Below are 12,447 nucleotides of genomic sequence, written 5' to 3'. Positions count from 1 at the left end.
GCGGGAGATTTCTGCTAAAGTAGGGACGCGACGATGGCTCCACCCTGCGACGGCGCCGTGAAACAGGACTCCTGGTGGCTGCCCGCCCTCCTGCTGGCGGCGCTCACCATCACCGCTTACGCCCCCGCGCTGCGGGGGGACTTCATCTGGGACGATTACCAGTACATCAGCGAGAACCCCGTCCTGACGGCGCCCGGCGGGCTGCTGAAGATCTGGATGGTCAACCAGACCCAGCAGTATTATCCGGCGACTTTCACGGCCTTCTGGCTGGAGCGGCGGCTCTGGGGCCTGGACACCTTCGGCTACCATCTGGTCAATGCGGCCTTGCACGTCCTCAACGCCCTGCTCGCCTGGCATCTGCTGCGCAGGCTCAAGGTCCAGGGAGCGTGGCTTGCGGCGGCGGTCTTCGCCCTGCACCCGGTCCAGGTCGAATCCGTGGCCTGGATCACGGAGCGAAAGAACGTCCTCTCTGGGCTGTTCTACCTGCTGGCCCTGGAGTCCTATCTGGTCTTCGAGGAGAGGCGGGCGAGGGCGTGGTATCTGGGAGCCCTCGGCCTCTTCCTGCTGGCCCTGCTCAGCAAGACGACCGCCTGCACTCTGCCGGTCGTCCTGCTCCTGGTGCGCTGGCTGCGCGGTCTTGAGCTAGGGAAGCGCGAGTTCGCGGACGCGGCGCCGTTCTTCCTGCTGGGGGCTTTGCTGGCCCTCGTGACGGTCTATGTCGAGATCCATCATGTCGGCGCCGAGGGGCCGGGCTTCGCTCTCTCTTTGCTGCAGAGGCTCCAACTCGCGGGCCGCGCGCCCTGGTTCTACATCATGAAGCTCGTTTGGCCCGCCGATCTTTGCTTCAGCTATGCCAAGTGGTCCCTCGACGCGCGCGACCCGCTGCTATGGCTGGGGCCGAGCGCCTGCGCGGCGGCGGCGGCCTGCCTCTGGCGTTGGCGCGAGCGCCTGGGCCGCGGCCCCCTCGCGGCTGTGGGATTCTTCATCGTGACGCTCTCGCCGGCGCTCGGATTGGCTCGGATCTACACCCATCGCTACTCCTACGTCGCCGACCACTACCAGTATCTGGCCTGCCTCGGCCTGATCGCGCTCGCGGCGGGCGCCCTGGCCCGGTCGCTCTCCGGGCGGCCGCGCGCCTGGCGCGGCGCCGCGGCGGTCGTGCTGGCCCTGCTGTGGCTCGGGACCTGGCGCCAGGCCCGCGTCTACCGGAGCCTGGAGGGCATCTGGCGCGACACGCTGGCCAAGAATCCCGAGTCCGCCCTGGCCCACGTCAACCTGGGGGCCCTGGTCGCCGAACAAGGGCGGCTCGACGAGGCCATGGCGCACTACCGCGCGGCGCAGCGCATCGCGCCCGACGACATGGAGGCCTATACCAACCTGGGGCGCGCCTTCGCCAAGCAGGGCCGGCTCGCGGAGGCCATCGCGCAGTACGAGGCCGCCCTGCAACTGGCGCCCGCCCAGCCGACGATCAACAACAACATGGGGCTCGCGCTGTTCCGTGCGGGCCGGCAGGAAGAGGCCGTGGCTCATTTCCGCCGCGCCCTGGGCGCCGACCCTGAGTTCGTCGAGGCTTACGCGAATCTGGCCGGCGCCCTGATCGCGCAGGGCAAGCTCGACGAGGCGATCGCGCAATGCGAGGCGGCGCTGAAGCTGTCTCCCGGGGACTTCAACGCGCGCGCCAACCTGGGCCTGGCCCTGGCCGGAAAAGGCCGCGTCGACGAGGCCATCGCGCAGTTCCGGCGGGCCCTCGCCATCCGCCCCGGCAACGAGCCGGCCGGCCGCTACCTCGGAGCCTTGCTGAAGGGCAGACAGCCCCGTTAGACGGCGCCAATCCTCCCGGCTCCGTGTATTGTATCATAGCGGTTGCGGGCCCCTGCGGGGCCCGCAATCGGAAGGAGCGCGGCACGACAGAAGAGCTGGGCGTGGCGAGGGTGGCGAAGCGGGCTTGGTACTCCTACGATCTCGCCCGCCGCCTTTGGCATTGGCTCTGCCGCCATCCCTGGGAGACCTCATTGCTCCTGCTGGGCTGCCTGCTCAGGGTCTGCGGCCTGGGCCTGCGCTCGCTTTGGTTCGATGAGGCCAAGAGCCTGATCATCGCGCAGGCCTCCTGGCGGGACTTCCTGCCCTTGGTGCGCGGGCTGGAGGTGACGCCCCCGGTCTACTTCGCGCTCCTGCATCCGTGGGTGCGCCTCTTCGCCGACCCCCTGATCGCGGCACGGCTCTTCTCGGTCCTCTGCGGCGTGGCGGGACTCTTCCTCTTCGCGCGGATCGCGGACCGGCTGCTGGCGCGCCAGCGGGTCTTCGCGCTCTTCCTGGCCTGCTTCTCCTCGTTCTGGGTCCATCTCTCCCAGGATGGGAGAGCCTACTCCTTGTTCATGCTGGAGGCTTTGGCCTCTTTGCACCTCCTGCTCCTCCTCCTGGAGCGGCCCTCGCCGCTGCGCCGCGGCCTTTACGCGGCGGCGGCGCTCGTCGGCCTCTACACCCACGTCTTCTTCGCGCCCCTGCTCGTCGGCCAATTCCTCTACTATGTCCTGGCCGCTCCGCGCCGGCCCGGACAGCTGCGCGGCTGGCTGGCACTCCATGGCCTGCTGGTCGCGGCCTACCTGCCCTGGCTCGCCGTGGTGCGGTCCCAGCTGGCGCAGCCTTACACCTCCTTGCTTACGCGGCCTTTGGACCTGCACGGCATCGGCGCCCTCGTCGGCAGCTTCTTCTTCGACGCGGCCTTCTTGGGCCTGGCTTTGGAGCGCGGAGTAACCCTGCTGGGGCTGGCCCTCCTGCTCATGATAGGCCTAGCCGTCGCCGCCTCGTGGAGGACGCTGCGCGGCCCCGAGGGCCGCACCGCCGTCCTCTGCCTGTCTTTGCTGGCCATCCCGTTGGGCTCCGTGATCCTGGTGGAGATGGTCTCCGGCCGCGCCTTCAACCAGCCGCGGTATTTCGTCTTCCTCACGCCCCTCCTCTACATCCTCTGCGCCGAGGTTTCCGGGAAGCCGGGGTTCGCCGCGCGGTCCTTCCGGGCCATCCTCGGCGGAATCGTCCTGGCGGGGACCACGGCGTACGCCTTCCAAGGACTTTGGCTGGACGCCCGCCTGGCCAAGCTGACCCAGGCGGTTCGCCAGCATTGCGACCGCCGCGACATCATCGTGCACATGGGACCCTATTACTACCCGTCCCTGCGCTATTACTACCTGCCGGAGTTCGCCCATCATCTGCCCTGTCCGGACCCCAAGATCCTCGCCTGGGAGGCTCTGCCCGGCTATCCGGCGGCGCTGGGCCAGGCGGCTCTCGGCCGGGCGGGCAGGTGCGTTTTCATCGACCCGAGCCGGAGCTGGCGCGGCACGGTCATGGGTGCGGCTCCCTGCGCGGAGATCGCCGCGGCGGCCTGTCCATGAACTCCTTCAGCATGCCGGGCTCCGGCGCCTGGGCCTACCTGGCGCGCTGCCTGCTCACGCCCCGGCTGGAATACCCCTGCGCCTGGATAGGCTTCGCGGGCAAGCTCCTGCTCATCCGCCGGGAGAACGCCGACCTCGAGGACGTGGCGGATGCGGCCTCGGCCCTCGCCCCGCTTTTCAACGACGCGCCCCTGCGCCCCGCCCTGTTCGGCGACGACCCCCGCCAGCGCCTGTCCGCCTTGGAGCTCCTGCGCTCCGGGGCCCGCCTGGCTCTGGCCACGCCCGAGGCCCTGAGCGCGCCCGCCCCGACTGCGGGCGAGCTCTCCGGGCTGGGTGTGGAGTTCCGCGTCGGCGAGCGCATGAGCCGCGGCCGGGCCGTGGAGGGGCTGCTGCGCGCCGGCTATAGGAAAGTCGACTTTGTGGAGACCCCGGGCGAGTTCGCGGAGCGCGGCGCGGTCCTCGACTTCTACGGCCTGGAGCCTTTGGAGGCCGTGCGCGTCCTCTTCGACGAGGACGAGGTCTCCTCCGTGCGCAGCGTGGACCCCGTGACCCAGCAGACCCGCGAACTCCTGAGGCGAGCCCGGGCCGTCTGCGCCGCGGCCCCGGAACAGGGCGCGCCCCTGGCCGGCTGGTTCGCAGAGGGCTGGTCTCGAGTCGCCGAGGACGGCCTCGACGCTCTGTCCGCCGGGGCCGTTGCGGCGCTGGAGCTGGGAGCGCGTCCCAACGGACCGTGCCTCGGCGATCCGGCCCGGGCCTGGGAGGAACTCGCGTCCCGGGCCGCGGAGGGCTATCGCACGGTCCTCTTCAGCCTCAACCGCGGCGAGGACCGCCGCATGCAGGAGCTCCTAGATGACCGCTTCGCCGGGGCGCCGCCCTGCCAGTTCCTCGTGGGCCCTCTGCGTCACGGCTTCCATCATCCCGGCCACCGGCTCGCCGTGTTCTCCGCCTCGGAGATTTTCTCGCGCAACTACCGCCCGTCTTTGCGCTGGCGGCATTTCACGGCGGCCAACCGCGGGGCCCTGCGCCTCGGCGAGCTCAAGAGGGGGGACTTGGAGCCGGTCTCCGCGCCCGGCCACGGCACGGTGGACTGCCTGGCTTTGGAGTTCCGCGGCTCGGACCGGCTCTTCCTGCCCATGTACGAGTTCGGCAGGGTCCAGAAGTACTCCGGCGCGGAGGGCAAGCGCCCGCGGCTTTCGTCCTTGGACACGCGCAACTGGGAGGAAGTCAAGCGGGCGGTGCGGGAAGGGGTCCGGGAGCTCGCCGAGGCGCTCTTGCGGACCCAGGCTGAGCGCGCCGCCAAGCCCGGCTTCGCCTTCCCCCCGGAGAGCGCCATGGAGCGGGCCTTCGCCGCGGAGTTCCCCTACGAGGAGACCCCGGACCAGGCGGCGGCCATCGCGGACACTTTGGCCGACATGTGCGCCCCCCATCCCATGGACCGCGTCGTGGTGGGCGACGTGGGCTTCGGCAAGACCGAGGTGGCCATGCGCGCGGCGTTCAAATGCGCGGCCGCCTTCAAGCAGGCCGTCCTGCTCGTGCCCACCACCATCCTGGCGGAGCAGCACTACCGCACCTTCAGCGCGCGCTTCGCGGACTATCCCGTGCGCCTCGGGCTGCTGACCCGCTTCCAGCCCAAGGCGGAGGTCCGCAAGGTCCTGGCTGGCTTGGCCGCGGGCACGGTGGATGTGGCCATCGGCACCGCGCGGCTGCTCCAGAAGGACGTCAGACTCAAGGACCTGGGGCTGACCATCATCGACGAGGAGCATCGCTTCGGCGTGGCCGACAAGGAGAAGCTCAAGCTCCTGCGCCGGACCGTGGACTGCCTGGCCCTCTCCGCCACCCCCATACCCCGCACCCTCAATCAGGCGCTTTCCGGCCTGCGCGCCATCTCGCTCATCCAGAGCGCGCCGGTGGGGCGCCAGCCCATCGTGACGAAGGTCGGGCCCTACGACGAGGGCGCGGTCGCCGCGGCCGTCAGCGAAGAGCTCTCCCGCGGCGGACAGGTCTACTACGTCCACAACCGGGTGCGGTCCTTGGATGAGTGCCGCGGCCGCCTGCAGAAGCTCCTGCCGCGGGCGCGCTTCGTCATGATCCACGGCCGCATGCGGGCTTCCGAGATCGAGGCCGCGATGTGGGAGTTCTATCAGCGGAATGCGGACGTGCTGGTGGCCTCCACCATCATCGAGTCCGGGCTGGATATCCCCTCGGTGAACACCTTGCTGGTGGAGGACGCCCAGGACTTCGGGCTGGCCCAGCTCTACCAACTGCGCGGCCGCATCGGCCGGGAGCGCCAGCGGGCGGTCTGCTACCTCTTCTTCCCCGCCGAAGCGGAGGAGCTCTCGGCCTTGACCGACGAGGCGCGCAAGAGGCTGCAGGCCCTGCGCGAGTTCGGCGAGCTGGGCTCGGGAGTCAAGCTGGCGATGCGCGACCTGGAGATCCGGGGCTGCGGGGAGCTCCTGGGCGCCCGCCAGCACGGCTTCATCCACGCCGTGGGCGTGGAGATGTACGCGGACCTGCTGGACGCCGAGCTCGGCCGCCGCCGGGGCCGGCCCGAGGCCCCGAGCGAGGCCCCGGTGGCGCTCGACCTCAATCTGGACGCCTTCATCCCGGAGAGCTATCTGCCGGGGGAGATGGAGAGGCTCGACTACTACAAGCGCATCCTCAAGGCCGGCTCGGAGGAGGCCGCCGCGCTGCGCCGGGAGCTCGAGGATCTCTGCGGACCCCTGCCCGGGCCGGCGCGCCTGCTCTTCCGGGTCCTGGAGGTCAGGGCCCTGGCGGCGCGCGCGCGCGTGCGCTCCGTGACGCAGAAGGAGAGCTCGCTGGAGGTCCTGTTCCGCCCGGACGCGCCGATCGGCCCGGCCACGACGCAGTCCTGGCTCAAGACCTACTCCGGACGCCTGCGCTTCGCGCCCCGCCCCGACGGCGACGGGCTGGTGGTGGACCTGCGCGGCGAGGAGCCGCTGCCTTGGCTGGAGGCCTTCCTCGCGGCCTTGGTTGGGACGAATACGGCAAAAATGATACGATGAGCGCGTGAGGTATCTTCTCCTCTTCCTCGCGCTCCTGGCGGCGGGCTGCCGGAACCGGGACGCCATGGTGGCCAAGGTCGGCCCCCTCAGGATCACCGAGTCCGAGTTCCAGCGCAAGCTCGCGGAGGTCGCGCAGAACTACCAGAACTACGTGGCCACCCCCAACGGCCGCCGGCAGTTCCTCGACATCCTCATCCGCGAGAAGCTGATCCTGGCCGCGGCCCAGAACTCGGACGTGCCCAGGTCCGTCGATTTTCGGGTGCAGTTGGACCGGCTCAAGGCGGACGAGGCGGAGCGCCTGCGCGAGGGCCGCGACTACCTGCTCACCCGCATGTGGATCGCCGACCTGCGCGGCAACGGGACGCTCAAGACCAGCGAGGATGAGATCCGGGACTACCATCGGCGCTATCCCCTGGAGATCGAGGTCCGCCACATCCTCTGCGCCTCGCCGGTCGAGGCCGAGGAATTGGCCAAGAGGGCTCGGGGCGGCGCCAGCCTGACCGCGTTGGCCCGGGACCACTCGCTCGACGCGGCCACCGCCGTGGACGGGGGGCGCATGCCCCCGGCCGTCTACGGCGAGATCATCCCGGAGCTCGAGGACATCGCCTTCAAGATGAGGGTCGGGGAGATCGCCGGGCCCATCAAGAGCAAGTTCGGCTACCATGTGGTCAGGAAGGAGTCCGAGCACAGGGTGGAGTTCGGAGCGGCGCACGACCGCATCGCCAGGATCATGGAGAAGCAGAAGCTCGACCGCTACCTGCAGTCGATTCAAGATAAGTTCCCCGTGGAGGTCGTCGATGAACAGTTCAAGTAAGGCTCTTTGCGTCGTGCTGATGGGGCTGGCCGCTTCGGTTTCGGCCAAGGTCCTGGAGGACACCGTCGCCGTGGTCAACGGCACGCCGATACTCCTCTCGGAATTCCAGAAGGAGATCGACGAGGTGATGGACTATTGGCGCAAGGCCATGCCCGCGGCCGCCGCGGACCCGGCGCATGTGCGCAAGCTCCGGGAGACGACTTTGGAGCAGCTCGTCGACCGCGAGGTCCTCTTCCAGGAGGGCACCAAGCTCAAGGTCAGGGTGCGCGAGCGCGACATCGACAACGGCGTGGCCGAGGTCAAGGACCGCTTCTCCAAGGACGACGAGGGCAACCCGGTCGGCGAGGCCGACGCCGAGGCCTTGTTCGCCAAGAAGCTCAAGGCCATGGGCCTGACCTACGAGCAGTTCCGCGGCCGGCTCTCCAAGCAGATCATGGCGCGCAAGGTCGTGGAGGAGGCGGTCAAGTCCAAGGTCCAGCCCCCCGCCGAGAAGGATGTGAAGGACTACTTCGAACGCCTCAAAGCTTTCATCGTCAGCGGCGCGACCGAGCCGCCCAAGGCTGTGAGCGAAGACGAGGGCCAGGCTTTCCTGGAGATCGCCGGCCAGGTCAAGGCCATGACCTCGGAGCGGGTCAGGGTGTCGCGCATCCTCATCCGCTTCTCGCCCGCCAACTCCGCGCGGGAGAGGAAGCGCGCGCTGGCCGCCGCCCAGGAGACGCGCCGGCGCCTTCTGGACGGGACCTCGAACTTCGCCTTGGTGGCCAAGGAGGCGTCCGAGGAGGCGGAGTACGCGACGCGCGGCGGCGACATCGGTTTCCTGGTCCGCGGCGTGGCGCCGCCGGATTTCGAGAAGTCCGCTTTCTCTCTGCCGGTGGGCGAGATCAGCCAGCCCATCGAGACCGAGGTCGGCTATTTCCTCATCCGCGTCCAGGAGAAGCGCGCCGCGGAGGAGCCGGAGTTCGAGAAGTTCAAGGACGAGCTCTCCAAGGCGATGATGAACATGGCCTACCAGAGGGAACTGGAGTCCTACGTCAAATCTCTCAAGACCCAGGCCGTCATTGAAAGGAACCTCTCGCCGCTGTAGGCCCGTATTCGCGTTTACCAGCGGCGATCCCTCCGGCATCGGGCCGGAGGCGGTGATGGCGGCGTTGCGGCGCGGCCGGCTCGTGAGACTCTGCCGGCCGCTTCTGGTCGGAGAGACGGCGGTCTGGCGCCGCGCGGGCTGGCGGCCCGGAGCCATCCCGGTCTGGGACACCGGTCGGGGACTGAAGGCGCCTGCCTACGGGCGGGTCAGCGCAGCCGGCGGGGCGCTGTCTTTCGCCGCGGTGGCGGCGGCGGTGCGGCTGGCCGCGCGGGGGCTGGTGGACGCCGTGGTGACCGCGCCCATCAACAAGGCCGCCTGGAGCCTGGCAGGGGTCCCTTATCACGACCACACGGAATACCTGAGGGCCGTGACCGGGGCCGATGCGCAGATGATCCTGGCCGCGCCGCAGCTCAAGCTCTGGTGCGTGCTCGCGACCAGGCATGTGCCGCTGGCGCGCGTGCCTTCCGCTTTGTCGCCGGCGAACGTCCTCTCCGCGGCGCGCGTCCTGTCCGATTCTCTCAGAGCGACCGGCCTGAAGCGGCCGAGGCTCGTCCTATGCGGCCTCAACCCGCATGCGGGAGAAGGAGGCCTCCTGGGACGGGAGGAGCAGACGCTGCTGGTCCCGGCGGTGCGTCGGGCCCGGCGCGCTGGCTTGACCTTGTCCGGACCACTGCCCGCGGACGCGGCCTGGAGGCTGCACGTTGAGGGCGGCTGCGACGGCTTGGTATGCCTTTATCACGACCAGGCCATGATCGGGCTCAAGGCCGCGGCGGGATTGGGCGTGATCAACTGGACCGCGGGACTGCCTTTCGTGCGCGTGTCTCCCGGCCACGGCACGGCGATGGATATCGCGGGGATGAACCGGGCGGATGCGACGGCGACCATCGAGGCTGCGAAACTGGCAGCAAAGCTGGCCCTGGATAACTAGAACCCCCCGGCGCGTGCCGGAGGGTTCGGTGCCTTATCGGGACGGAATCAACTCTGCGCCAGCATTATGTTCCAGAGCATGTCCCATTCCTGGTCGTCGACCACGTATGTCACCGACACCGTCTTCGGCATCGGGGGCATTCCCTTTCCGTTGAAATTCGCGGGGTCTTTGACCAGCGGCTTCACCATCCGCACGTACTTCCTGGTCGCGATGAACTGGCGCAGACTGTCGGGGGCGCTCTTGGCATTGGCGTAGAGCGCTTGCTCTTGGGCGGTCAAGGGCTGCAATTTGCGCAGGTCCTGGGCATCGTCGGCGTGCGCCGGACCGCTCATGACGCAGGACATCATCAGGGGTAGAATGATGTTCAACATATTTGAACCTCCTGTCGGGAGTATAACAGGACTTCCCAGCCAAATCAAGGGGCAGACGGCGCGATTTACCGAATTTTAACGCTGGGGAGAAGCCATGCCTGAGCGAGGCGGCGGGGGACGGCAGAAGGGGCAAAATCTAAGTAAAAATCGCGATACTTGCTTGACAAGTCGAGAGGCAGGGGATAAACTTGCTTCTGGGAGGGCCTATGCGAAGAATCTCTATAATCATCTTCTTATTCTGCTTATTCCGCGGCGCGCTCCTCGTGCAGGCCGGTACCGATCCGAACAAACCAGCGCAGACGGTCACTCCTGCGGTGACGACCACGGTCACCGAAGAGACTGTCCCTCCTATGGTGCCGACGACGGTCACGGAAGAGACTGTCCCTCCTGCGGTGCCGACGACGGTCACCAGGGACCCGAAGATCTTCGATTTGGGCCAGCAGTTGATGGGCCTTTATCAACAACGGACACAGATGAAGCAAGACGGAAGAAATGAGAACGAGCTCAGTGCTTTCGATCAGGGCAAGATAAAGCCCCTGATCAACAACTTACTCAAGATCGATCCGACTCATCGCTACTCGCAAGACGTTTGGAAGAAATACCAGGCTTTCATGACGTCACCGCCGCCGTCGACCGAGGTGGTGCCTCCCCCGGGTGCCCCCATCCAGCCCCCCCAGGTTCCGGTGGCTCCCTCCGCGACCGGGACTATGCCGCCCCCGTCGTCCCAGTCCGTGGTGTATGAATTCCCTCGACAGATGCAGAGCGTCTATCCTAACGACCCCTGGGGTTACCGTGAAGCGGGAAAGCTGTATCTCCGCGACAGGAATTATGCGGCGGCCCTGAAGAATTATCAGGCGGCTATCGATCGGGGCGACAAGTCAGCCGATACCTTGGCGGCTTATGGGAGCGCTGCCTACAACATGGGTGATACGCGCCTGGCCGCCAAGGCCGCCAGGATGGCTCTGGATCAGGCGCCCGCGCATGAGGCCGCTATGGCCGTGCTCAAGCTTTCGGAGAACCGCGCCCCCTCGGTCACCTTGCCCAACGTCCTCGACGCGAAGAACAAGCCCGGCGACCTCAACATCAGCCCTAATCCCGACTCCAGCGCCGGCTCCGGCGTCATGGGGACCTCGTTCCGTTCCATGTCCCCGGCCGAGGTCGCGGCCGCGGCCCAGCGCCAGGCCAACGCCCCGCCCACCGCGGTCCAGCAGTCCGCCGCCCTCACCCAGCAGGCCGCCGCGGCCATGGCCGTGCACGATTTCTCCAAGGCCGAGGAGATCCTCACCCAGGCCATCGCGCTCAACGGCCGCAACGCCGAGGCCTACAACGCCCGCGCCATCGCCGAGAACAAGCTCGGGAAATACAACGACGCCATCCATGACGCCAGCTTCGCCTTGGGCCTCTCCCCGGGCAGCGCCGCCGCTTTGCAGACCCGCTCCTGGGCCTTTGCCCAGGCCGGGCAATATAAAGAAGCCTTGGGCGACGCCAACTACAGCCTGGAGAGGGACCCCGCCAACGCCTACGCCTACTACAACCGGGCCTTCGCCTTGGCCGGCCTCCAGGAGCGCGATGGCGCCATCGAATCCCTCAAGAAGGCCGCGGAGCTCGACCACCGCTTCCAGCAGACCTTTCAGCAGGCCCTGGAGGCGCCCCGGGATTCGGACCTCGTTTTCCTCTTCGCCGACGTAGGCGCCAAGAAGGGCGCCCCTGCGGAGGCGCCGGCTCCGGTCAGCCGGCAGAAGCGCTTCGCGCACCTCATGCTCGTCTCGGTGCTGGGCGGCGGCCTGGTGGCCTTGGGACTGCTCCACATCTTCTCGTCGCGCTGGCGGCAGACCGTCCACGCCACGCTGCGCCGCCTCACCGGCGCGGCCCCGGCCGTAGGCCCGGAGGAGAACGGGGATGGGTTCTGGAGCGGCTACACCGTGACCCGCGAGCTCGGCTCCGGCGGCATGGGCGTCGTCTATGAAGCGACGGACAGCGCCTTGGCCCGCCGCGTGGCCATCAAGAAGATGCGCGACGAGGTCCGCGCCGACCCCGAGGAGCGCCGGCGCTTCCTGGCCGAGGCGCGCACCGTGGCCACTCTGCACCACCCCAACATCGTGGACATCTACTCCATCGTGGAGGACTCCGGGGACATCTACCTGGTCTTCGAGTTCGTGGACGGCCGGACCGTGCATGAGTTCCTGGGGGAGAAGGGGCCTCTGGCCCTGGTCGACGCCAAGCGCATCATGAAGGACGCCTGCGCTGCCGTTTCTTACGCCCACCAGCAGGGCGTCATCCACCGCGACCTGAAGCCCTCGAACATCATGCTGGCGGCCAGCGGACAGGTCAAAGTGATGGACTTCGGCGTGGCGCGCCAAGCCCAGGAGGCGCTGAACAAGGTGGCCCAGACCAACACCATCGTGGGGACCCCGCCCTATATGGCCCCGGAGCAGGAGCAGGGGAGCGTGCGCCGGGAATCGGATGTCTTCGCCCTCGGGGTATGCTTCTACGAGATGCTCAGCAACAGGCTGCCTTTCGCCGGCCAGGGCGCCGGCATGCTGCTCAACAAGGTCAACGGCAAGCATATCCCCTTGAGCCAGGTCGTCTCCGGACTGCCGGCCGGCGTGGACGAGGTCGTGGCCAAGGCGCTGGCTCCGGATCCGGAGCAGCGCTACCACTCGCCGGAGGAATTCGGCGCCGCGCTGCAAGGGCTGCCGAGTTAAAAAGTCGGTTAATTTCCGTTCCACGGGTTGACAAACTCCGGCAGCCTGCATAAACTCTTAGGTATGAAGACCACCCCTTTCCTGATCATCGCAATCGTCTCAGGATTCATCTCCAGCCCCCCGGTGTTTGCCG

General features: G+C 68.0%; 8 protein-coding genes. 7 read left to right on the top strand and 1 reads right to left on the bottom strand.

Translation table 11 applies throughout. The features are described from left to right. Positions 1-33 precede the first annotated feature (33 nt). From NTY77_12795 to NTY77_12770, 6 genes are all read left to right on the top strand, one after another. The gene (locus NTY77_12795; GenBank protein ID MCX5796363.1) at positions 34-1,821 is read left to right on the top strand and encodes a tetratricopeptide repeat protein; all 1,788 of its coding nucleotides are present in this window, start codon (positions 34-36) and stop codon (positions 1,819-1,821) included. 101 nt (positions 1,822-1,922) lie between these two features. Continuing rightward, positions 1,923-3,389 carry a glycosyltransferase family 39 protein gene (locus tag NTY77_12790; protein MCX5796362.1) on the top strand — a complete coding sequence of 489 codons (1,467 nt, stop codon included), beginning with the start codon at positions 1,923-1,925 and terminating at the stop codon, positions 3,387-3,389. Continuing rightward, positions 3,386-6,412: a DEAD/DEAH box helicase gene (locus tag NTY77_12785; protein MCX5796361.1), complete on the top strand. Its 3,027-nt coding sequence runs from the start codon at positions 3,386-3,388 to the stop codon at positions 6,410-6,412. The genes NTY77_12790 and NTY77_12785 overlap by 4 nt, the downstream gene beginning before the upstream one ends. A 4-nt stretch (positions 6,413-6,416) precedes the next feature. Then, complete coding sequence (locus NTY77_12780; GenBank protein ID MCX5796360.1) at positions 6,417-7,226, top strand: peptidylprolyl isomerase; 810 nt, start codon at positions 6,417-6,419, stop codon at positions 7,224-7,226. Then, entirely contained in the window at positions 7,210-8,310 is a 1,101-nt protein-coding gene (locus NTY77_12775) for a peptidylprolyl isomerase (protein MCX5796359.1), read from the top strand. The genes NTY77_12780 and NTY77_12775 overlap by 17 nt, the downstream gene beginning before the upstream one ends. A gap of 55 nt (positions 8,311-8,365) precedes the next feature. Further along, positions 8,366-9,238, top strand: a complete 873-nt coding sequence (locus tag NTY77_12770) for a 4-hydroxythreonine-4-phosphate dehydrogenase PdxA (protein MCX5796358.1) — start codon at positions 8,366-8,368, stop codon at positions 9,236-9,238. 47 nt (positions 9,239-9,285) lie between these two features. Here NTY77_12770 and NTY77_12765 read toward each other — a convergent pair whose 3' ends face one another. Continuing rightward, on the bottom strand, positions 9,286-9,609 hold the full coding sequence (locus NTY77_12765; protein ID MCX5796357.1) for a hypothetical protein: 324 nt from the start codon (positions 9,607-9,609) through the stop codon (positions 9,286-9,288). Between the two features lie 755 nt (positions 9,610-10,364). Here NTY77_12765 and NTY77_12760 point away from each other — a divergent pair. Further along, positions 10,365-12,314 carry a protein kinase gene (locus NTY77_12760; protein ID MCX5796356.1) on the top strand — a complete coding sequence of 650 codons (1,950 nt, stop codon included), beginning with the start codon at positions 10,365-10,367 and terminating at the stop codon, positions 12,312-12,314. Positions 12,315-12,447: the final 133 nt, after the last annotated feature.

Source organism: Elusimicrobiota bacterium, assembly GCA_026388095.1.
Taxonomy (GTDB): Bacteria; Elusimicrobiota; Elusimicrobia; order UBA1565; family UBA9628; genus UBA9628.
The sequence above is the reverse complement of the archived record's forward strand: the minus strand, read 5'-3'. Positions and strand labels throughout refer to the sequence as shown.

Bases quoted from the DNA above. Each gene is read 5' to 3' on its own strand.
- NTY77_12795 (MCX5796363.1), top strand. From the start codon at position 34: ATGGCTCCACCCTGCGACGGCGCCGTGAAACAGGACTCCTGGTGGCTG.
- NTY77_12785 (MCX5796361.1), top strand. From the start codon at position 3,386: ATGAACTCCTTCAGCATGCCGGGCTCCGGCGCCTGGGCCTACCTGGCG.
- NTY77_12775 (MCX5796359.1), top strand. From the start codon at position 7,210: ATGAACAGTTCAAGTAAGGCTCTTTGCGTCGTGCTGATGGGGCTGGCC.
- NTY77_12770 (MCX5796358.1), top strand. From the start codon at position 8,366: ATGGCGGCGTTGCGGCGCGGCCGGCTCGTGAGACTCTGCCGGCCGCTT.
- NTY77_12765 (MCX5796357.1), bottom strand. From the start codon at position 9,609: ATGTTGAACATCATTCTACCCCTGATGATGTCCTGCGTCATGAGCGGT.
- NTY77_12760 (MCX5796356.1), top strand. From the start codon at position 10,365: ATGCAGAGCGTCTATCCTAACGACCCCTGGGGTTACCGTGAAGCGGGA.